This window comes from Chthonobacter albigriseus (genome assembly GCF_013839445.1).
In the GTDB taxonomy this organism is placed as follows: domain Bacteria; phylum Pseudomonadota; class Alphaproteobacteria; order Rhizobiales; family Pleomorphomonadaceae; genus Chthonobacter; species Chthonobacter albigriseus.
On the sequence record NZ_JACDIT010000001.1, the window covers coordinates 1,756,616 to 1,776,590 of the forward strand.

The window sequence follows — 19,975 nt, forward strand, 5'->3', positions numbered from 1 at the left end:
CTCTCATCGCACGGCCGGACCGGCCGCGAAAGCGGCGGGTCTCAACGGGCCTTGGGAGGCCGTTCCAGGCTCTGGAACTCCACCCCGTGGGAGAAGTCGCCGGGCTGCTGGTCGCCGAGCCACGCGAGCGTCAGCGGATGCCCGATCGCGCCCTCCACCCCCGGCTGCCGGACGACCGGCATGCGGTACTTGCTGGCGAAGCGGAGCAGGCTCTCCAGATGCTTGCGGCCGGCGAAGCTGAACGGGCTCGCCGCGCTGGCGCGCTGGTGATCGTGCACCAGTTTGGCGCCCGGAACGCATACGACCCGGTAGCCGCCGTGCCAGACGCGGGCGCAGAGGTCGACGTCCTCCATGTAGAGGAAGTAGCCGACGTCCATTTCGCCGATCTTCTCGAACACGTCGCGGCGGACGATGAAGCCGCTGCCCATCACCCACTCGGCATCGAACACGCGGTTGTAGGTCCACATGTCGCGCATCAGGTGGCGATCGAGCCGACGCTTCATAAGCGCGCCGAGCAGGCGCGACCGGCGCGCCGCCACGTCGAGCAACGAATAGAACCGCCGCGCGGAATACTGGCGCGTGCCATCCGGATTGACGAGTTCGAAGCCGGCGAGGCCGATGGTGTAGTTGCTGCGCATCACGCCGAGGAGGCGGCTGACGCTGTCATCTTCGAAATAGGTGTCCGGATTGAGCACCAGAATGTGCCCGGCATGCCCGAGTTCCGCGCCCGCGTTGACCCCTGCGCCGAAGCCGTCGTTCACATCGCGCGCCAGCGTCCGGCAGTCCGGCAGCGCCGCGGCGATCGCGTCCGCCGAGCCGTCCCCGGAGTTGTTGTCGACGATGACGACCTGTGAAGGGGCGATGTCGCAATGCTGCAGCACGGACTTGACGCATCGGATGGTCAGGTCCGGTGTCCGGAAGTTGACGACGACGATATCCAAATTGCCACGCGGCTCCATAACGGCGCCCCTGTCGCTATCAGTGCATATTCAACGAAAAAACACGGTGCATTTTAACTCAAGTCTGTATCGTCCAGAATGCACCCGCTGTCGTAGCCCAATGAGCTTGTCCTGAAAACCTGAAACCACACCGGCGCGCACTCCTTTGTGGGGATTGTTGCAATCGCGCACCGGCTCAGAAATCGAATTGCCCGACAGAATCAGGCCAGATTTCGCAATCCGCGACACCATACTGCAGCAGCTTCCCCGTCTCTACAAGAAGCTGCAACCCCTTCCAAGGGTTCCGGTTCCCGATGAATAACAACGAGGTTAACCGTTGGCTCGGCGGCTATCGGCCGGGTCGGCGACATTCCGGCCGCGCTCCTGCCAAAAATAAAACCCCACCGGCCGGGCCGGTGGGGAGCTTCCACCCAGGGTCGATCGCGTTGTCAGCGGTAGGGGTAACCCGCCTTCTCCATCACCGCGGAATAATCCTTGAAGATCTGGACCACGCGTGCGGACCGCGGGCTTGACGCCGCGATCTCGTCCCAGAACTGCTCGGCGTCCTTTTCCACCTGCTCCCACTCCTCGCGCGGGATGGAGGTGAGCTCCATCTTCTTGCCGGTGACGCGCAGGTTCGCCTCGCCGCCCCAGTACCAGACCTGGCGATAGTAGTGCGACTGGTCGATGGTGGACAGGAACAGCTGCTTCAGGTGCGGCGGCACCTTTTCCCAGCTCGCCGTGTTGGCGAAATACGAGCCGCACCAGGCGCCGCAGACGTTGTTGGTGAGCGCATAGTTGCAGACGTCGGCCCAGCCCACTTCATAGGCCTCGGTGAAGCCGCACCAGGCCACGCCGTCGAGCTGACCGGTCTGGATCGCGACCTCCACGTCGTCCCAGGGGACGGTCACCGGGATCAGGCCGTAGCGCGACAGGAACTTGCCGGCGGTCGGCACGCCGAACACGCGCTTGCCGTTCATATCGGCCAGCGACTTGATCGGCTCCTTGGTGAAGATGTGCAGCGGATCCCAGGCGCCGGCCGAAAGCCACTCGACACCGTCCACCTCGCTGTAGGCTTCCTTCCAGATCTCGTTCAGGCCGTAGCGGCTGAACAGCACCGGCAGGTCGAGGCTGTAGCGGCAGGAGAAGGGGAAGTAGCCGCCGAACACGGCGATATCCACCGGCGAAGCCATGGTCGCGTCGTCCGACTGGACCGCGTCGATCGTTCCGTTCTGCAGGGCGCGGAACAGCTCGGCCGTCGGCACCAGCTGGTCGGCGTAGTAGAGCTCGATCTCCATCTCGCCCTTGGCCGCGGCGTTGAACGCCTCGATCTGCGGCTTGATCACATGCGCCCCCAGCGGAGCGCCGGAATAGGTCTGCAGGCGCCAGCGGATGGGAGCCTGCGCGTGCACCGCGGGAGCCGCGAGCGTCGAGCCCGCGGCAAGGGCCGCGCCGCCGAGACCCGCGTTCTTCAGGAACTGGCGACGGCTGTCGACGATCGGCTCCGAAGACGGCTTTTTCTGAGAAGTGTCGGACATTGGTTTTGTTCTCCGTCTGTTGTTTCTGTTTTTCTCCGGCCTCTGCGGGCCGGTTGCCGGATGAAGCCGGAAATCACTTTCCGTAGACGAGGTTGGGCAGCCAGAGGGCGATCTGCGGAAAGATCATCAGGAGGATGATCGTCGCGACCATCATGATCACGAAGGGGATGATAGACGCGTAGATGTCCATCAGCGTGATCTCCTTCGGAGCCATGGCCCGCATCAGGAAAAGATTGTAGCCGAACGGCGGGGTGATGTAGGCGATCTGGCAGGTGATCGTGTAGAGCACGCCGAACCAGATCAGGTCGAACCCAAGGAGTTTGACCAGCGGCACATAGAGCGGTGCCACGATGACCAGCATCGCCGTATCGTCCAGGAACATGCCCATCACGATGAACGACGCCATCATCATGATCAGCACCTGCCAGGGCGTCAGCTCCCAGTTTGTGATGAACAGCGACTCGATCGCCCGCGCCGCGCCGATGCCGTCGAAGATCGCCCCGAAGGCGAGCGCCGCCAGGATCAGCCACATGAACATGCAGGAGATGGCGAGCGTCTTCTTCGACGTCTCCTTGATCAGGTGCCAGTTCAGCCGGCCCTTGGCGAAGGCCGCGAGCGTCGCCCCGGTCGCGCCGATCGCCGAGCTCTCCACCAGACTGGTGTAGCCCATCACGAACAGGCCCATCATCGTGAAGAAGATGACGAAGGGAATGACGCCGGCCCGGAACAGCTTCAGCTTCTCGCCGAGCGGCAAGTCGAGCTCCTCGTCCTTCACCGTCGGTGCCAGCGACGGGTTGAGGCGGCAGCGGACGATCACATAGAGGGCGAAGATCGTCGCCATCAGCAGCCCCGGCACCAGTCCTGCCAGCCAGAGTTGCCCGACCGGCGCGCGCGCGATCATGCCGTAGAGCACCAGCACGACGCTCGGCGGGATCAGGATGCCGAGCGAGGAACCGCCCTGGATCACGCCGGTGATCAGCACCTTGTCGTAGCCGCGTTTCAGCATCTCCGGCAGTGCGATGGTCGCCCCGATCGCCATGCCCGCGACCGACAGGCCGTTCATCGCCGAAATGACCACCATCAGTACGATCGTGCCGATCGCAAGCCCGCCGCGCAGCCGGCCGAACCAGACGTGGAACGCCCGGTAGAGATCCTCCGCGATCCCGGCCTCCGACAGGATGTAGCCCATGTAGATGAACAGGGGCAGCGTCAGCATCGGGAACCAGTTGAACAGCTTCAACGTGGCATTGAACGGCATTTCCACGGCGCCCTGGCCGTAGAGAAGCAGCGCCGCGCCCGCCGCGACGAAGCCGATGGCGCCGAACACCCGCTGCCCGGTCAGAAGCATCACCGACATGGTCGCGAACATCAGGATGGCGATGAGTTCGTAGCTCATGTCGCATCCACCCCGCGGATCGTGGCGATGTGCTTGAAGATCAGCGAGAAGGTCTGGAGGATCATCAGGATCAGGCAGGCGACCAGCAGCGCCTTGATGGGGATCATCGAGGGGTTCCACATCGAGAAGCGGCGCTCGCCGGTCTGGATCGCGTACTGCAGGCTGGAGATCGAGCCGATCGTCATCACCACCAGATAGAACAGCAGGCAGCCCGAGGTGATCAGGTCCATGATCGCCTTGCCGCGCGTCGAAAGGTGCTGGTAGATCAGGTCCATCCGGACGTGATCGTCGTTCTTCAGCGTCATCGCCCCGCCGAGGAAGAAGTAGGCGAGCAGCGTGAACTGCGCGACCTCCACGCACCAGTGAAGCGGGATGTCGAGCGCGTTGCGCGTGATGGCGTCCAGGAGCAGGACGCCGATCATGAGGAACACGAGCGTCATCGCGAAGATGCCGACGTAGTCGGACAGGCGGTCGACGATCCTCACGTATGATCTGATTGCTGCCGGCATCAGCGGGACTGCCCTCCAGGTATGAATTCGGCCGGAGCCCAGGCGGGCCGGCGCCTATCTGATCTCGACCCCCGCGGCTGCGAGCGCGGTCGCGTGCGCCTGGTCCGGCGCGCCGTCGGTGACCACCACGTCGACCTCCTCAAGCCGGCAGACGCGGAAGGCCGCCTTCCGGCCGAACTTGGTCAGGTTGGCGGCGACGAAGACGTTGCGCGCGTGGCCGATCATGGCGCGCGCCACCTGGGCTTCGTCGAAGTTGGAGTCCATCGCCCCGACGGCGGGGTCGATCGCCGCGACGGTCAGGATGGCGTGGTCGGCCTGGAACTCCTGGATCTGGTCGAGCACCAGCGGTCCAACCGTCTGTCCGTTGTCGTTGCCGTAGGCGCCACCCAGCAGGTAGACGGTGGTCCCGGCCTGCGACGCGCCGAAGACCTGCGCGATCGCGACCGAATTGGTGATCACGGTCAGCCGCTCGACGCCGCTGAGCGCCTCCGCGCAGGCGAGCGTGGTTGATCCGGTGTCGATGAAGACCGTGTCGCCCGGCTCTACCAGCCGCAGCATCTTGGCCGCGATGGTCCGCTTGGCCTGGGCGTTCTCCGCCATGCGCTCCTGGAAGCTGCCTTCCGCGTGCAGCCTTAGCCGCTTGGCGCCGCCGTGCACCTTCTGCAGCAGCCCGCCCTCGGCGAGTTGCCCGAGATCCCGACGGATCGTTTCGACGGATACGTCGAAGGTATGGGCGAGGGCGTCGACCGACATCTGGCCCTTGTGCCAGATGATCTCCGCAATCCGAGCCTGTCGCTGCCTCGGCCTCATGAAAACTCCCCGATCCCGGCCAGTAGGGCATTGGTAAATGCCCGTGTCAAGGCTAAGCCACACCTCGAAATTGACGGTACGGGCAGGATATGGCCCCGTTATTGACCGAACGGGCAAGTTGTGCCATCACCGGGCTGACGGAGTCGCGTAGCCGACACGGGGTCCGTCGGGAGATCGAACCGGCCATGCATGAGGTCGACATCACCCAGCCCGACCTGTTCGACGTGGCCATTGTCGGAGGCGGGGTGATCGGATGCGCCCTGGCCCGCCGGTTCACCCTCGATGGCGCTACTGTCGTCCTGCTCGAAAAAGCGCCCGACATCCTCGACGGCGCATCCAAGGGCAATAGCGGCATCCTCCACACCGGGTTCGACGCGCCTCCCGGTTCGCTGGAGGCAGCCTGCATCGCCGAGGGCTACCGCGAGTATTTGGAGATCCGCGAGCGGCTGAATCTGCCGGTGATCCGTTGCGGTGCCCTGGTGATCGCCTGGACCGACGAGGAGACCGCCGCCCTGCCAGGCCTCGTCGACCAGGCGATCCGGAACGGCGTGGCCGACGTCGAGCCGTTGACCGCAGCCGAGACGAGGCGGCTGGAGCCCGGCCTCGGCGCTGGTCTCCGCGCCAGTTTCCGCGTGCCCCGCGAGTACCTGATCGATCCCTGGGCGGCTCCCCACGCCTACCTGCTCCAGGCCATCGTCAACGGCGCCTGGTTGCGGCGGGGCTGCGAGGTGACCGGCGGCGATTTCGACGGGACGGCCTGGCGGCTCGCGACGACGCTCGGCTCGATCCGCGCGCGCGTGGTCGTCAACGCGGCAGGCCTCTACGGCGACATCCTGGACGAACGGCTGATCGGCCGTCGCGACTTCACCATCCGCCCGCGCAAGGGTCAGTTCGTCGTCTACGACAAGCCGGCTGCTTCGCTGGCCTCCCACATCCTGCTGCCGGTTCCCGGCAAGACCACCAAGGGCATCGTGGTCTGCCGGACGGCCTACGGGAACCTGCTTGTCGGCCCCACCGCCGAGGATCAGGAGGACCGGCGCGAGGCGGCCCTGGAGCCGGAGACCCTGCGCGCGCTGTCCCGGCGCGGCGAGGAGATCCTGCCGGCGCTGGCCGGTCACGACGTCACCGCCATCTACGCCGGCTTGCGCCCGGCGACCGAGTTCAAGGACTACCAGATCCGCCTTCATGCGGACCGCAACTACGTGACCGTGGGCGGCATCCGTTCCACCGGCCTCTCCTCCGCGCTCGGCACAGCGCGCCACGTGCACGGGCTCTGCGCCGCCTTCGGCTTCTCCGCGACGCCGCTTGCCGAACCCGCCTGGCCGATGGTGGGCATGATGTGCGAGACGGAGCAACGGGACTGGCAGCGCCCGGGCAACGGCGGCATCGTATGCCACTGCGAGCGCGTCACCCGCCGTGAGGTCGAGGAGGCCATCACCGGCCCGCTGGCGGCCGGATCGCTGGCCGGGGTGAAGCGGCGCACCCGGGTCACCATGGGCCGCTGCCAGGGCTTCTACTGCACCGCCGACCTCGCCGCGATGACCCGGGATCGGCTTGTCGTCCCGATGGCGGGAGGCGGCCATGGCGCCTAGTATCCCGCGCAGCTGCGATGTCGCCGTGATCGGCGCCGGTCCGGCCGGTCTGGCGGCTGCCGCCGAGTTGAAGGCGCGCGGCGTCGCCTCCGTGATCGTGCTCGACCGGGAAGCCGGGCCCGGCGGTATCCCGCGCCACTGCGACCACTACCCCTTCGGCCTTCGCGAGTTCCGCCGCCTGCTGAAGGGACCGGCCTACGCCGCCCGCCTGGTCGGCCGGGCCGAGGCGGCCGGCGTCGACATCCGCGCCGGCGTCACGGTGACGGCGCTCCGGCCCGGGCCGGTGCTGGAGGTTTCAACCGCCGACGGCCTGGTGGAAATCGCGGCGCGGGCCGTGCTCCTGGCCACCGGCGTGCGCGAGACGAGCCGCGCGGCGCGCCTGATCGGCGGAACCAAGCCGGGCGGCGTGATGCCGACCGGCGCACTGCAGGGCCTCGTCCATCTCGACGCGATCAAGCCCTTCGACAAGCCGGTCGTGCTGGGCACCGAGCTCGTATCCTTCTCCGCCCTCCTCACCTGCCGTCATGCCGGGATACGTCCCGTGGCGATGATCGAGCCGGGGCCGCGGGCCACGGCGCGCTGGCCGGCATCCCTGTTGCCGCGCCTGATGGGGATACCGCTGCTCACCGGCACCGAGGTGGCGGCCATCGAGGGCGACGGCTGGGTGGAAGCCGTCACGATCCGCGAGCCGGGCGGCACGACACGGCGGATCCCAACAGACGGCGTCGTCGTGACCGGCCGGTTCGTACCGGAGGCCTCTCTGCTCCGTACCAGCCATCTGGAACTGGACGCCGGCACGGGCGGCCCCTCGATCGACCAGTTCGGCCGCTGCTCCGATCCCGCCTACTTTGCCGCCGGCAACCTCTTGCGGCCCGTTGAAACGGCCGGCTGGAGCTGGAACGAAGGACGGCTCGTCGGCCGCGCGATGGCCGATGCCCTGGCCGGCCGGCTGCCCTCGTCGGGGGGCGGCGTCAGGGTGGTGGTTGCGGGAAAGCCCTTGAAGTACGTGCTGCCGCAGCGGATCGTGGCGAACGGTGCCCCCGGCAGCCATGCTTGTTTCCAGCTTCGTGTCAGCGAGGCCGCTGCGGGCCGGTTGGCGCTTCGCCTCGACGGTGCCGAGCTTTGGGGAAGGCGGCTGTCGTCGCTGCCCGAGCGGCGCATCACGGTTCCGCTTGACGTACTCGGGGCATGGAGCACGGGTCTGGCCGAATTTGTCGTGGGGAAACGGTCGGCATGAACACGCTCGCCATCGACCAGGGGACGACCAGCACCCGCGCTCTCCTGGTGCACGCGGACGGGCGCTCCGAGATCGTAGCGGCCGTCCAGCACCGGCAATTCTATCCTCGGCCAGGCTGGGTGGAGCACGACCCGGAGGAACTGCTCGCCAGCATCCGCGCCTGCCTCGACGCCGCGGCCACGGTCGACGACGTGGGCGCGGCCGGCATCGACAACCAAGGCGAAAGCTGCCTCGCCTGGGAAGCCGGCACCGGCCGCCCCGTCTCCCCCGTGATCGTCTGGCAGGACGACCGCACCCGCGCCGACATCGACCGGCTACGGGCGGACGGCGTCGAGGAGGAGGTCCGACGCCGGTCGGGCCTGCCGCTGGACGCCTACTTCTCGGCCTCCAAGCTCGCCTGGATCCTGCGCGAGATCCCGGAGGCGGCCGCCCTCAACGCGCGCGGCCGCCTGAGGCTCGGCTCCACCGACGCCTTCTTCCTCGACCGTCTGGTGGGTCGGTACGAGACCGACGTGACCACCGCGTCCCGCACCTGCCTGATGAACCTCGCCACCTGCCGATGGGATCCGGAGCTCTGCCGCATCTTCGGCGTGCCGATCGAAGCCCTGCCGCAAATCGTGCCGACCACCGGCGACTTCGGCGCGCTTCAAAGCGGAAACCGCCGCCTGCCGTTGACGGCCAGTGTCGTCGACCAGCAGGCCTCGCTCTACGGCCACGGATGCCGGGCGGCCGGTGACGCCAAGGTCACCTTCGGGACCGGCGCTTTCGCACTGGTGGTGACCGGCCCGGCCATGCTGGAGGGGCACGGCGGACCGTTGCCGACGATCGCCTGGCAGAAAACCGGGGAAGCGCCGACCTACGCCCTCGACGGAGGCGTCTACTGCGCCTCGTCCGCGGTCAACTGGGCGCGCGAACTCGGACTGTTCGAGGATTTCGAGGCGATCGGCCGGTTCGATGCACCGCCGGCCATCGGCCGCGGCCTGGCCTTCGTTCCGTCCCTGGCGGGTCTCGCCTGCCCGCACTGGGACCGCAGCGCCCGCGGCGCCTGGCTCGGCCTCTCGCTCGACACCACCAGGGCGGACATGATGCAGGCGCTGCTGGAGGGTGTTGCCCTGCGGATGGCGGAGGTTATCGCCGCCATTGAAGAGCGCCAGCCGCTCTCCGACCCGATCTCGATCGACGGAGGCATGGCCGCGAACGGTTATTTCTGCCGCTTCCTGGCGGCCAGCCTCCGCCGCCCCGTCGTCATCTCGCAGGAGCCTGAACTCACCGCGATCGGAACCGCCGCCCTGGCGGCCGAAGCGGCGGGCCATCCGTTCCCCTTCGAGCGCCGGGGCCGGACCATCGAGCCGACCCCGCTCCCGGAGCATGTGCACGCGCGGTTCGCCCGCGCCCGGCGCGCCGTTCAGAGCTACGGCGGCTGACCCCTGCGCCGGAATCAGGCGGTAGCCTTCCGCTCCAGGAAGAAGCGCAGCATCTCCGCCGATGCGTCCAGGCCGGCCGGATCCGTATAGGACCCGCCTTCATGCCCACCGGACCAGGCGTGGCCGAGGCCGTCGATCACCCAGTGTTCCACCTCAGCCACGCCGTTTGCCGCGCGGTGGACGATACGCGTGAACGCCCGGCCGGCCGGCGTCCTGCCGCTGTCGCGGCTCGCCTCCGCATCACTGGCCCGGGATGCGACGATGGCTTCCCCGTTGGAGGGGTGGACGGTCCGATCGGCAGAGCCGTGGAACACGATCAGTCGGGCGGCGGACCGGGCAGCGGTCCGGCGGTCCGGTCGTTTCGGACTGCCCGTGCCTTTCATCGCCTGGAACGCGGAGACGACGTCGGTCGCAGCTCCCGCGGGAAGCCCCGAATGGATGCCCGCTGCCGCGAACACGTCGGGATGGGTCTCCGCCAGGATCGCGGCCATCGCGCCACCGGCGGAGAGCCCGGCGACAAACGTCCGCTCAGGCCCGATGCCGAATTCGGCGGCGACCGCCATGGCCATTCCGGCGAGGATCGCGGGCTCGCCGCCGCCGCGCCGCTGGTCGGCCGGACTGAACCAGTTCCAGCAGGACGACGGATTGGCGGCTGAGAGCTGGCCCGGATAGACCACGATCAACCTGTGCTCTTCAGCCTTCTCGTTCATCCGTGTGCCGACCGCGAAATCGTCCGGGTTCTGCTTGCATCCGTGCAGCATCACCACCAACCCGTCCGGCCGGTCCCCTGCGGAGGCCGGAATGTAGATCCGATAGGGCCGCGCGCCGGAGGGCGACGTGAACTCGCGCGACAAGAACCGGGCGCCCTCGGCGATCGGCGGCGAAGCGGAAGCCCCGCCCGCGCCCGGCAAGGTGTCGAAAAAGCGCCGCGCCGCCGCAAGCCCGCGGACGACCTCCGGAAGCGGCTTGCGCAACCGGGCAGTCCCGCCGGCCGGGCCATCCTGCCGGGTCGAGGGTCCACCGGCGGGGCTGGCCGGACCGGCGGTCGCGGGCTTGCCCACCGGGGTTGCGGAGAGATCCAGGATCCGAGGGGCTTCCACCGCTCCGGCGGATCTGGAAGATGGTCCTGGATCGGCCTTGGCCGTTTCGCGGCCGAAGGACCCGCCGAGTGCGGATTGGATCTGCCTCGTCGCCTCGACGAGGCTTCCGGCGCGGGTCAGCGATGCCGCCCGGCGAAGGGCGGAAAGGTCGAGCTTCATGATGGGTCGTCCTGGTCGTGCCGGGTCAGCGGATGCGGTCCGCCAGCGCCGTTCGGATTTCGGGAGAGGCCTGGAGCGCGCCCAGGACCGTGAGGGAGGCGATGGCCGCCTGCGCGAGATCCACCGTGACGTCCGAAGCGATACGGGCAAGCCCGACCACTTTGATGTGCAGCTTTTCTCCCGCCGCCACCGCAGCCTCCAGATCGGCGCGGGAGAAGTCCCGCAGTCCGAGGTCGAACGTGCTTCGCTCGATCGAGCGGGAGAGGACGTCGGCATGCGCGTCCAGCTGCTTGCGGATGGCTGTCCGGATGAAGTCGGACCGGTTCGAGTAGAACCCGTCGCGCACCATCAGGTCGATGCGGCCGAGATCGACGAAACCAAGGTTGATCGTGATCTTCTCGGTTTCTTCGGTTTTTCTGAGTGTCGGCTGTCTTGTGTCGGTCATCTCTCACCATCCGTGTGGATGGTATATGGAGGGTGAACTCCCGATCGCAAGGGGGTCCTTGCCGATCCGTGTTCCGTCCGGTCGTCCACCGCAACGCCACCCGGCCGCCGTTCACGCGTGCGTGTCGATGCCCTCCGGACGGGAACACGGACGCCCGGCCACGGGTTTGTCGGGTTCTGCGGTTCGCCGCGGCCGCCCCTGCGCCGCGCCGGTCGGACCCCCTCAATACCATCGGCCTCCCGGATCCCCATGGTCGCGGAGAGGGCCAGGAGACGCACCATGCAACAGTTCATCCTTCCTGCGGCGATCGTCCTCGCCCTGTTGACGCCTCTGCCCGTGTCGGCCGAGCAGGCGGCCCGGCCCTGCGCGGTCGAGCGCGATGAAGATGCGGCTGCTGCCACTGGGCCGACCGACGAAAAACAGCCCGTCGCCGACGCGACGGCTGCCGAAGTCGCCGAGGCGGCCGGACAACCCGGCCCGACCGGCGCCACGACCGGCGGTACGGACGCACCCGTGGAAGGATCCGAGGCATGGTCCGCGGCCCACGGCTCGACAGCGGCCGTCGGCGAGAACGGCGACTGCACGCTTTCGATCGGCCAGTAGCGCCTCCGGCCGGCAAGCAACCGACACGTCACAAGGAATGCCAGACATGAAGTTCGACCTAGCCATCAACGGCGAGACCCGCCAGGTCGATGTCCCCGAGGACATGCCCCTGCTCTGGGTGCTCAGGGACGTCGTGGGGCTTACCGGCACCAAGTTCGGCTGCGGCATCGCCCAGTGCGGCGCCTGCACGGTCCACCTCGACGGCGAGCCGATCCGCTCCTGCGTGACAGCGGTGAGCGAGGTCGGCACGGGCGCCATCACCACCATCGAGGCCGTCGGCGAGACGGACGTGGGCCGCAAGGTCCAGGCCGCCTGGCTCGACCTGGAGGTGGTCCAGTGCGGCTACTGCCAGTCCGGCCAGATCATGTCGGCGAGCGCCCTTTTGAAGGCGACGCCGGAGCCGACCGATGCGGACATCGATGCCGCCATGTCCGGAAACATCTGCCGCTGCGGGACCTACCCGCGGATCCGCGCCGCCATCAAGTCGGCCGCCAAGGCCTGAGGACCAGACCATGACCAAGCACACGATCGCTCCGACCTACGGCCTGGTCGACGAGAAGACCAGCGCCGCCATCTCCCGGCGCCAGGCGCTGAAGGGCGGCGGGCTGATGCTCGCCTTCCTCGCTGTCGGCCGACGCAAGGCCCACGCGGCCGGCGAGGAGCCGAGCCTGCGCGCCATCGGCGATGGATCGATGGACACCGGCGACGCCTTCGAGGGCTTCGCGCCCGGCGGATTCATCCGCATCGCCCGGGACGGATCGGTGCAGATCATCGCGCCTAACGTGGAGATGGGCCAGGGTATCTACACCGCGGAAGCGATGCTGATCGCCGAGGAACTGGAAGTGGGGCTCGACCAGGTCACCGTGCTGGCCGCGCCGCCCAACGAGGAGCTCTACAAGCAGCCCTTGCTGAAGTCTCAGACGACGGGTGGCTCCACCTCGATCCGGGGCGCCTTCGATCCACTGCGGCAGGCTGGAGCCGCGGCGCGCCTGATGCTGATCGGTGCGGCGGCGGAACGACTAGGCGTGCCCGCAGCCGAACTGACCGCCGAGCGCGGCGTGGTCACCCACGCGGCGAGCGGGCGGACACTGGGCTACGGCGACCTCGTGGAAGCCGCCGGCAAGCAGCCGGTACCGCAGGATGTGCCGCTGAAGAAGAAGGCGGACTGGAAGCTGATCGGCACGCCCGCCAAGCGGGTGGAAACCGCGAGCAAGGTCGACGGCACCGCCGTGTTCGGCATCGACATCAAGCTGGACGGCATGAAGGTTGCGACCGTGATGGCGTCGCCGACGCGCGGTGGAACCCTGAAGAGCGTCGACGACAAGGCGGCGCGGGCCGTCCCGGGTGTCGTGGACGTGGTGCGCCTGAAGAACGCTGTCGTCGTGGTCGGCGACCACTACTGGGCGGCGAACCAGGGCCTGCAGGCGCTGACCGTTGAGTGGGACACCGGCGAGAACGCCGGGATCACAACGGACAAACTGTTCGCCGACCTGAAGCAGGCCGCCGATGCGGGTACCCCGATCCTCGGCCGTCGCGAGGGCGACGCGCCGCTGGCGCTCGCCGGTGCGGCCAAGCGGGTGGAAGCGGTCTACGAACTGCCCTTCCTGGCGCATGCGACCATGGAGCCGATCAACACCACCATCCACGTCACCGATGATGGCTGCGACATCTGGGTGGGCACACAGGTACCGACCGCTGCCCAGGCCGTGGCGGCCAAGCGGCTCGGCCTCCCTCTGGAAAAGGTGCGCCTCCACAACCAGCTGCTCGGCGGCGGGTTCGGGAGGCGGCTTGTGGCGGACTCCATCGAGCAGGCGGCCGAGATCGGCAAGCAGCTGTCCTATCCCGTGAAGATCATCTGGAGCCGGGAGGAGGACATCCGCCAGGACCTCTACCGGCCGGCCTACCATGACCGCATCTCCGCCGGCCTCGACGAGAACGGCCGTCCGGTCGCCTTCCTCGATCGGATCACCGGCGGCTCGGTGCTGGGCGCCTACCTTCCCGGCGGTCTGCCGGAAGGCACCATCGACAGCGACGCCATCGAGGGCGCGGCCGACACGCCTTACGCCTTCCCGTCGGTGCTCGTTGACTGGGTCCGCAAGGATCCGCCGATCCCCGTCACCTGGTGGCGCGGGGTCGGCCCCACGCACAACGTGTTCGTGGTGGAAAGCTTCATGGACGAGATGGCCGAGGCGGCCGGCGCCGACCCGGTCGACTTCCGCATGAGCCTGCTGAAGGAGAACCCGCGCGCCGCCGCCGTGCTACGCGTCGCCGCCGAACACGCCGGCTGGGGGTCGGAGCTGCCGCCCGGAACCGGTCGCGGCGTCTCGCTGCACGGCGCTTTCGGCAGCTTCGTCGCCGCCGTCGTGGAAGCCGCTGTCGGCGAGGACGGCACTGTCGCGTTGAAGCGGGTGGTTGCCGCCGTAGACTGCGGCCAGGTCGTCAACCCCGACACGGTGAAGGCGCAGGTCGAGGGCGGTCTGGTGTTCGGCCTCTCCGCCGCGCTGTTCAACAGCATCACCTTCGCCGACGGCGCCGCGGAGCAGGCCAACTTCGACACCTACAGGCAGCTGCGGATCGACGAGACGCCGCCGATGGAAGTTCACCTCATCGACAGCGACGAAGCGCCCGGCGGCATCGGCGAGACCGGAACCGTGTCCGCCGCCCCCGCCCTCACCAACGCAATCTTCGCCGCCACGGGCAAGCGGTTGAGAAAGCTCCCGGTGTCCGACGCGGATCTTGCCGGCGCCAGCGCCGGCTAGCACGAATCGACCGGCCCGCCGCGTCGCAAACTCGACATGGCGGGCCTGTCCCGGCGTCCCGTCCGGACTTCGCGCGCGCTCGTCACGGAAGGCGCGGCCGAACAAGAAGCATGCGACCGTATCCGGCTGCAAAGAGCAGGTAGGCTGCGGCCCAAGCGAGCCCGGCGCAGGACAGGGTATGCACCATCCAGCCCTCTGCGTAAGGTGCCGCGAAACGCGCGGCAGCGCCCGCGAACACCAGAACGAACATCCCGATCTCCAAGCGCCCGGCCTTCAGCGGCTGACCGGAATGCCCGCGGCTTGCACGTGCCATGACCGCCAGCGTGATGCTGCCGAAGGTCCCGACGGTCCACAGGTGGACCGCCGCCGTCGGATCCACGGAGTCCGGAACCAGGATGGCGAGCGCCACCGCCGCAAACCCCAGCGGGATCGTGGCAAACGCGACGTGAAGGATGAGGAGGAGCGGCTCCGAACGGGTCTGCAGGCCACGCCAGCGTGCAAGCCGCACCGCGGAGAGCGACGCCGCGGCCGACAAGAGCGTGGCCGTCAGGACGTGCTGCGGCGCGACGGTCCAGGCCCCGAGCGCGATGATGCCGACCACCACCGAAGCTGCATCCAGACGCGAGAAGGCGGCAGGCAGGAGTGTCGCTTTCCGTGCGACCAGCCAGTTGCGCGTGAAGGCAGGAATGATGCGGCCGCCGACCAGCATGACCAGAAGAAGCGCAAGGGAGATCGCGACGCGCGTCGAGGTGTCGGCGGTGCCTGTGAGCTGAGCCTCCATGTGAAAACCGATGTCGGCGATCCCGAGGGCGCCGACGATGGCGACGATCCGAAGATTGCGCAGGTTGCGGGCGGCGATCACCTCCCGGGCGAAGACGCAGGTGAGCGCCACGGGAAAAAGGATGTCGACGGTCGCCGCGGCGCTCGCACCGATCCAGGCAGACGTCGTGACGGCGATGCGTCCGGCCGCCCAGAGCAGGACCAGGGTAAAGAGTTCGCGGCCGGCGACGGCCGGGCGCCCTGTCCAGTTCGCGACCGCCGTCAATGCGAACCCGGCGATGATCGCCATCAGGCCGCCGAAGAGCAGGGCGTGGACGTGCCAGTCCCGCGGACCGAAGGCCGTCGGGAGCTCGATGCCGCCGAGCGCGACGGGGATCCAGGCGAGCACCGAAGCCGCCATCGCGAGGGCACCGAGAAGGAAGAATGGGCGGAAACCGCCCGACAGCCAGTAAGGTTCGGTCATCGGTCACCGTCCGCAGGACAGAGTGGCGGCGAGACTGTGCCCGCCGCTGGTTTCGACAAGACGCGGCGTTGCACCGGGTCAGAGGCCGGCGAGGATCTCGGCGAAGCGCTTGCCGGCCTTGCCGGGGTTCTTCACCGCCTTGGCCGCATCGAGGTTCACGGGTTCGCCGACGACCACCGCCGCGACCATGCCCATGCCGAGGTGCGGCTTGCATTTCACACCGTAGACCCCGGGCTGGGTGAATGTGACCGTCACGTCGGCGCCCATCTTGCCTGCGAAGGGCTCCGCGCCATCCGGGAGCATGCCCTTGATGGTCTCGGCGTTGTGGCCGGGATCCGTCGCCTTGAAGGTTACGGTGTCGCCCGGCGCCACCTTGACGAGGTCCGGCTCGAACACCATCGCGCCCTTCTCGCCCTTGTTGAGCATGCGCACCTCATGGTCGGCGGCGACCGCCGCGGAGCTGCCGATGGTCACGGCGACGGCAGCGAGGGCGAGGACCAAGCTTCTGATTGTCATCATCTTTCTCCAATGCGGACCAACCGCGGTCCGTTGAGCCGAACCCTATGGGCCGGCGCGCCGACCGACGTTGTGCCAGCACAAACAGCGCCGCGTTTCAGGGCAGGCTGAAGCGATCCGCGACTGTCACCGTCGCCCCGGTTCTAAGGGAGGTCAGCCTGAAGGTGAGGCCGCCCGCCAGGTCCGGACCGCCGAAAACGGACACCCGGACTTTGCGCGTCTCATCCGGCCCGGCCTCGATCCGGATCGCGTCGCTCTCCGATCCCGCCCGGGTCGCGACCGCCAGGGTCGCCGGCGCGGCGCCTTCGACACGAAGCTCGAAGCTCTCCGAGGCGGCGAGCGTGTTGGTGACCCGCACCTCGAAGGCGTTCCGCACCCGCCCATCGGACAGGGCGACCGCAACCGGAGTCCGCTCGTGCGTGACGCCGACCGCCAGGTCCGACCGTGTCGCCACCGACAGCGCCATTCCGCCGGAGAGAGCGACGATCGCGACCGCGATCGCGGCCGTCTTGGGCCGCAGCACACGAGCGGGCCGGCGCTCCTCGCCGCGTCGGCCACGCTCGAGGTTGGTCCAGCTGTCGAAGTCGATCAGCCCCCGCTCGCGATCGATCCTGAACATGGTCGTGTCGCACGCGTCGACGCAGAGGCCGCAGTTGATGCAGGCGATGCTCGGCCCCTGGCGGATGTCGATCCCCATCGGGCAGACGGCGACGCAGGCGTTGCAGTCCACGCAGTCGCCCGCGGGCAGGCCGGCTGCGCGGGCGGCGGCCGCCTTCTTGGCCGACATCCGCGCTTCGCCCCGGTAGTCCCGGTAGTTCACGGTGAGAGCTTCGGGATCCCAGATCGCCCCCTGCAGGCGCGGCCAGGGGCACATCCAGGTGCAGACCTTCTCGCGGCCGAACCCTGCGAGCCCGTAGGTGGTCAACGTCAGCGTGAGGATCATGCCGTAGGCGACGGACGACGCCTGCCCGGTGACCGCATCGGTCAGCAGCGTCGGCGCATCGGCGAAGTAGAGGACGAAGGCGCCGCCCGTGCCGGCCGCGATCAGCAGCCAGACCGCATGCTTGAGGGCGATCAGGCCGACGCGGCGCGGCGTCAGCGGGGCGTCGAGGGCGCGCAGCCGATCGCGGCGGTCGCCTTCGATCTTGCGTTCGACCAGGAGGAAGAGATCGGTCCAGACCGTTTGCGGGCAGAAGAAGCCGCACCACACCCGGCCGGCTAACGCATTGAGGAGCACGAGGACCATCGTCGCGAGCACGAGGCCGCCGGTCAGGTAGTAGAGCTCCTGCGGCCGGATCTCCAACCCGAAGAAATGAAACCGCACGTCGGCGAGATCGAGGAGGATCGCCTGGTCCGGCCGTCCCGGCCCGCGGTCCCAGCGCAGGAAGGGCAGGCCGTAGTAGACGGTGAGGCAGAAGGCGAGGAGCCACCACTTGATCCGTCGATACCGGCCGGTCACCGACTGCGGCACGACGGGTCCGTCGGCGCGCGAGGCCTTAAGCTTGGGGGTGTGGTAGGTCACGGGCGGTCTCCTCGAGCGGCGCCGGGGGGACCCGACGCCGAGGAAACTAGTCGCCCGCCCGCCGCTCGACGTTGTCCGGGAACAACCTTCCGGACAGATCCGCACCGCCACGCGATCGCCGCGAACGGACTGCCGGAGCGATGGGCCGGCCGTCTAGAAGCCGAGCCACGCCCCCCAGCCGGCGTCGTCACGTGCGAGCCGGATCCCGAGGTTCGCGGGCGGGACGCCCACCGAGCAGGCGCCAGCCTTGGGATCGCGGAAGAACCCGGTCATGAAGGCGCGGTGGCGCCCTTCCGCGATGCGGATGCCGCAGTTCTCCGTCCGGTCGCCCGTATCGATCCGGTGCCGGACATAGCAGGTGCTCGTCCATTCCCAGACGTTGCCGGCAAGGTCCGCAATCCCGCGCTCGTTCTCGCCGAAGCTCCCCACCGGCCGTGGCGCCGGGTCGAGCGGCTCCTGGGCCGCCGTCTCCGCGTCGTAGGTGGCGAGCCAGCGCCGCGACGGGTTGGCGGGATCGCTCACCTCGGTGTAGGCGTCGTCGCGAAAGCGCGTTCCGGCCGCGAGCGCCCACTCCCGATCGGTCGGAAGCCGCCAGCGCTCGCCGGTCTCCTCCGACAGCCAGGCCGCGTAGGCGACCGCATCGTCCCAGCTCGCGCCGACTGCTGGCAGATCCGGCGCCTGTGCCCCGTCGAGCGGCTTGCAGGCCCCTGCGGCCGCGCAACGGTCATAGTCGCCCCGGGTCACCTGCCGTTTCATCACGAAGAACGCCCTGTCCTGCCCGATCTCGCCGATCGGGCCGTTGACGGGGATCGAGCCGTCCAGGAACTCGCCGGGCTCGCGGTAAAGGACTGACGCCCCTTCCACGCGCACCAGATCCGCCTCGACTGGACGGTCGGTGAATCCCTGCAGCACCGCCATGCCGGTCAGGCCTGCGGCAGCCAGGAAAGCGGAACGATGCCTGCGCATGGGAGCCTCCAGGGCAAAAGGAGGCCCGCCCGGGAAGGGCGGGCCCCGTGGCCGGCCTTACTGGCCGACGATCGGGCCGGGTGCGCTGACCTGCTTCATCAGGTCGTCGTTCCACTGGCCTTCGACCTTGACGTGGGCGGTGGCGCCGAGCTCGGCCGCCTCGATCAGGTTGTGGTTGACGTAGGCGTAGATGCCGGGCTGCAGGAAGGTGTAGGTCGCCACGCCGGCGCTGCCGCCTGCCACGAACCAGGTTTCCAGATCCTTCGCCGGCGCGTTGGTGAACTTGCCGCGCTCCCAGACGTGATCACCGTGGCCACCGATCAGGTGCGGCCGGGTATCCCGGTTGGCCGTGGAGTGGATGAAGAGCACGGTCTCGCCGACATTCGCCGTCATCGCGTTCTCACCCGTCAGGGCGCCCTTCGCCCCGTTGAAGACCACGTGGGTCGGCGTCAGGGTCTTCATCACCTCGACGGTATCGGCATAGGCGTCGCCCGGCGTCTCGTAGTCGACGTATTTGCCCTCGGCGTCCTTGGGGATGTAGAGGTCGAACTCGCCGATCGTGTAGGCCTTGTCGTACCTAACCGCATTGCCGGCTTCGTCCTTCAGACCTTCGCGCGGCAGCACCATGATGGTGCCGCTCATGCCGCTGACCACGTGCCAGGGCACCATGCCGGGAGGGGCGCAGTGGTAGACGAAGGCGCCCTGCCGGGTCGCCTTGAACCGCAGCGTCGCCTGTTCCCCGGGATTGACGAAGGTGAGCTGCGCGCCGCCCAGCGCGCCCGTCGCGCTGTGGAAGTCGATGTTGTGCGGCATGCTGTTGGTTTCGGGATTGATCAGCGTCAGCTCGACGTAGTCGCCCTCGTGGACCACCATCGTCGGCCCCGGCATGGAGCCGTTGAAGGTCATCGCCTGGAAGGTCGTGCCCTCGTCGTCGACGACGATCTCCTTCTCCTCGATCGTCATGGTGAACTCCACCACCTTGGGTCCGCCGACGGCGACCTGCTCGTGCTCCATCACGGCCGGCGGCGCGAGAAGATTGGCCTTGACGCGCGGAAGGGTGGCGGTCTGGTCGGCCTGGGCGACCGCGTTCACGGTCGGGTTCGGGCCCTCCTCGGCCAGGGCCGGAAGCCCGGTCACCAGGGCGGCGAGGGCGACGCCGATCAGGGCTGTGCGACGGATCAACATGGTTGGGGTCCTTTCCTCGTTGGCGGCTGCGAT

Annotated in this window: 18 protein-coding genes; 6 read left to right on the forward strand and 12 right to left on the reverse strand. The window is 68.4% G+C overall.

Features of this window, described 5'->3' with window-relative positions; genetic code table 11:
* Nucleotides 1-41: 41 nt before the first annotated feature.
* From HZ321_RS07945 to HZ321_RS07965, 5 genes are all read right to left on the reverse strand, one after another.
* A complete protein-coding gene (locus tag HZ321_RS07945; protein WP_206682734.1) occupies nucleotides 42-941 on the reverse strand; it encodes a glycosyltransferase family 2 protein in 900 nt (299 codons plus the stop codon).
* A 446-nt stretch (nucleotides 942-1,387) separates the two neighbouring features.
* The gene (gene dctP / locus HZ321_RS07950) at nucleotides 1,388-2,476 is read right to left on the reverse strand and encodes a TRAP transporter substrate-binding protein DctP (RefSeq protein ID WP_181701639.1); all 1,089 of its coding nucleotides are present in this window, start codon (nucleotides 2,474-2,476) and stop codon (nucleotides 1,388-1,390) included.
* Nucleotides 2,477-2,549: 73 nt separating this feature from the next.
* Nucleotides 2,550-3,872: a TRAP transporter large permease gene (locus tag HZ321_RS07955; RefSeq protein WP_181701640.1), complete on the reverse strand. Its 1,323-nt coding sequence runs from the start codon at nucleotides 3,870-3,872 to the stop codon at nucleotides 2,550-2,552.
* Nucleotides 3,869-4,357: a TRAP transporter small permease subunit gene (locus HZ321_RS07960; protein WP_342343821.1), complete on the reverse strand. Its 489-nt coding sequence runs from the start codon at nucleotides 4,355-4,357 to the stop codon at nucleotides 3,869-3,871. Before HZ321_RS07960 ends, HZ321_RS07955 begins: the two co-directional genes overlap by 4 nt.
* Before the next feature lie 78 nt (nucleotides 4,358-4,435).
* Entirely contained in the window at nucleotides 4,436-5,191 is a 756-nt protein-coding gene (locus HZ321_RS07965) for a DeoR/GlpR family DNA-binding transcription regulator (RefSeq protein WP_181701642.1), read from the reverse strand.
* Nucleotides 5,192-5,376: 185 nt separating this feature from the next.
* Between HZ321_RS07965 and HZ321_RS07970 the strand changes: the two genes are divergently transcribed.
* Genes HZ321_RS07970 through HZ321_RS07980 form a run of 3 tightly spaced genes read left to right on the forward strand, consistent with a single transcriptional unit; the run spans nucleotide 5,377 to nucleotide 9,444 of the window.
* Entirely contained in the window at nucleotides 5,377-6,783 is a 1,407-nt protein-coding gene (locus HZ321_RS07970) for an NAD(P)/FAD-dependent oxidoreductase (protein ID WP_181701643.1), read from the forward strand.
* The gene (locus HZ321_RS07975; protein WP_181701644.1) at nucleotides 6,773-8,020 is read left to right on the forward strand and encodes an NAD(P)/FAD-dependent oxidoreductase; all 1,248 of its coding nucleotides are present in this window, start codon (nucleotides 6,773-6,775) and stop codon (nucleotides 8,018-8,020) included. The genes HZ321_RS07970 and HZ321_RS07975 overlap by 11 nt, the downstream gene beginning before the upstream one ends.
* Nucleotides 8,017-9,444, forward strand: coding sequence for an FGGY family carbohydrate kinase (locus HZ321_RS07980; protein WP_181701645.1), 1,428 nt, complete (start codon nucleotides 8,017-8,019; stop codon nucleotides 9,442-9,444). The genes HZ321_RS07975 and HZ321_RS07980 overlap by 4 nt, the downstream gene beginning before the upstream one ends.
* Before the next feature lie 14 nt (nucleotides 9,445-9,458).
* On the opposite strand, the gene HZ321_RS07985 is transcribed toward HZ321_RS07980, so the two are convergent.
* The gene (locus HZ321_RS07985; protein ID WP_181701646.1) at nucleotides 9,459-10,703 is read right to left on the reverse strand and encodes an extracellular catalytic domain type 1 short-chain-length polyhydroxyalkanoate depolymerase; all 1,245 of its coding nucleotides are present in this window, start codon (nucleotides 10,701-10,703) and stop codon (nucleotides 9,459-9,461) included.
* Between the two features lie 25 nt (nucleotides 10,704-10,728).
* The gene (locus HZ321_RS07990) at nucleotides 10,729-11,148 is read right to left on the reverse strand and encodes a CopG family transcriptional regulator (RefSeq protein WP_181701647.1); all 420 of its coding nucleotides are present in this window, start codon (nucleotides 11,146-11,148) and stop codon (nucleotides 10,729-10,731) included.
* Between the two features lie 279 nt (nucleotides 11,149-11,427).
* Between HZ321_RS07990 and HZ321_RS07995 the strand changes: the two genes are divergently transcribed.
* Genes HZ321_RS07995 through HZ321_RS08005 form a run of 3 tightly spaced genes read left to right on the forward strand, consistent with a single transcriptional unit; the run spans nucleotide 11,428 to nucleotide 14,510 of the window.
* Nucleotides 11,428-11,751: a hypothetical protein gene (locus HZ321_RS07995; RefSeq protein ID WP_181701648.1), complete on the forward strand. Its 324-nt coding sequence runs from the start codon at nucleotides 11,428-11,430 to the stop codon at nucleotides 11,749-11,751.
* 46 nt (nucleotides 11,752-11,797) lie between these two features.
* Nucleotides 11,798-12,253, forward strand: coding sequence for a (2Fe-2S)-binding protein (locus HZ321_RS08000; RefSeq protein ID WP_181701649.1), 456 nt, complete (start codon nucleotides 11,798-11,800; stop codon nucleotides 12,251-12,253).
* 10 nt (nucleotides 12,254-12,263) lie between these two features.
* Entirely contained in the window at nucleotides 12,264-14,510 is a 2,247-nt protein-coding gene (locus HZ321_RS08005) for a xanthine dehydrogenase family protein molybdopterin-binding subunit (RefSeq protein ID WP_181701650.1), read from the forward strand.
* Between the two features lie 82 nt (nucleotides 14,511-14,592).
* On the opposite strand, the gene HZ321_RS08010 is transcribed toward HZ321_RS08005, so the two are convergent.
* The 5 genes from HZ321_RS08010 to nirK all read right to left on the reverse strand — a co-directional run bounded on the left by HZ321_RS08010 (nucleotide 14,593) and on the right by nirK (nucleotide 19,942).
* The gene (locus tag HZ321_RS08010; protein WP_181701651.1) at nucleotides 14,593-15,753 is read right to left on the reverse strand and encodes an NnrS family protein; all 1,161 of its coding nucleotides are present in this window, start codon (nucleotides 15,751-15,753) and stop codon (nucleotides 14,593-14,595) included.
* Between the two features lie 78 nt (nucleotides 15,754-15,831).
* The gene (locus HZ321_RS08015) at nucleotides 15,832-16,269 is read right to left on the reverse strand and encodes a pseudoazurin (RefSeq protein ID WP_181701652.1); all 438 of its coding nucleotides are present in this window, start codon (nucleotides 16,267-16,269) and stop codon (nucleotides 15,832-15,834) included.
* 97 nt (nucleotides 16,270-16,366) lie between these two features.
* Nucleotides 16,367-17,791, reverse strand: coding sequence for a cytochrome c oxidase accessory protein CcoG (ccoG, locus tag HZ321_RS08020; RefSeq protein ID WP_181701653.1), 1,425 nt, complete (start codon nucleotides 17,789-17,791; stop codon nucleotides 16,367-16,369).
* Between the two features lie 153 nt (nucleotides 17,792-17,944).
* Nucleotides 17,945-18,757 carry an SUMF1/EgtB/PvdO family nonheme iron enzyme gene (locus tag HZ321_RS08025; RefSeq protein ID WP_181701654.1) on the reverse strand — a complete coding sequence of 271 codons (813 nt, stop codon included), beginning with the start codon at nucleotides 18,755-18,757 and terminating at the stop codon, nucleotides 17,945-17,947.
* Between the two features lie 57 nt (nucleotides 18,758-18,814).
* A complete protein-coding gene (gene nirK / locus HZ321_RS08030; protein WP_181701655.1) occupies nucleotides 18,815-19,942 on the reverse strand; it encodes a copper-containing nitrite reductase in 1,128 nt (375 codons plus the stop codon).
* Nucleotides 19,943-19,975 lie beyond the last annotated feature (33 nt).

What these genes read in the sequence shown, in the direction of transcription:
- dctP (WP_181701639.1), bottom strand. Translation starts at nt 2,476, where the DNA reads ATGTCCGACACTTCTCAGAAAAAGCCGTCTTCGGAGCCGATCGTCGAC.
- HZ321_RS07955 (WP_181701640.1), bottom strand. Translation starts at nt 3,872, where the DNA reads ATGAGCTACGAACTCATCGCCATCCTGATGTTCGCGACCATGTCGGTG.
- HZ321_RS07965 (WP_181701642.1), bottom strand. Translation starts at nt 5,191, where the DNA reads ATGAGGCCGAGGCAGCGACAGGCTCGGATTGCGGAGATCATCTGGCAC.
- HZ321_RS07970 (WP_181701643.1), top strand. Translation starts at nt 5,377, where the DNA reads ATGCATGAGGTCGACATCACCCAGCCCGACCTGTTCGACGTGGCCATT.
- HZ321_RS07975 (WP_181701644.1), top strand. Translation starts at nt 6,773, where the DNA reads ATGGCGCCTAGTATCCCGCGCAGCTGCGATGTCGCCGTGATCGGCGCC.
- HZ321_RS07980 (WP_181701645.1), top strand. Translation starts at nt 8,017, where the DNA reads ATGAACACGCTCGCCATCGACCAGGGGACGACCAGCACCCGCGCTCTC.
- HZ321_RS07985 (WP_181701646.1), bottom strand. Translation starts at nt 10,703, where the DNA reads ATGAAGCTCGACCTTTCCGCCCTTCGCCGGGCGGCATCGCTGACCCGC.
- HZ321_RS07990 (WP_181701647.1), bottom strand. Translation starts at nt 11,148, where the DNA reads ATGACCGACACAAGACAGCCGACACTCAGAAAAACCGAAGAAACCGAG.
- HZ321_RS07995 (WP_181701648.1), top strand. Translation starts at nt 11,428, where the DNA reads ATGCAACAGTTCATCCTTCCTGCGGCGATCGTCCTCGCCCTGTTGACG.
- HZ321_RS08000 (WP_181701649.1), top strand. Translation starts at nt 11,798, where the DNA reads ATGAAGTTCGACCTAGCCATCAACGGCGAGACCCGCCAGGTCGATGTC.
- HZ321_RS08005 (WP_181701650.1), top strand. Translation starts at nt 12,264, where the DNA reads ATGACCAAGCACACGATCGCTCCGACCTACGGCCTGGTCGACGAGAAG.
- HZ321_RS08010 (WP_181701651.1), bottom strand. Translation starts at nt 15,753, where the DNA reads ATGACCGAACCTTACTGGCTGTCGGGCGGTTTCCGCCCATTCTTCCTT.
- HZ321_RS08015 (WP_181701652.1), bottom strand. Translation starts at nt 16,269, where the DNA reads ATGACAATCAGAAGCTTGGTCCTCGCCCTCGCTGCCGTCGCCGTGACC.
- HZ321_RS08025 (WP_181701654.1), bottom strand. Translation starts at nt 18,757, where the DNA reads ATGCGCAGGCATCGTTCCGCTTTCCTGGCTGCCGCAGGCCTGACCGGC.
- nirK (WP_181701655.1), bottom strand. Translation starts at nt 19,942, where the DNA reads ATGTTGATCCGTCGCACAGCCCTGATCGGCGTCGCCCTCGCCGCCCTG.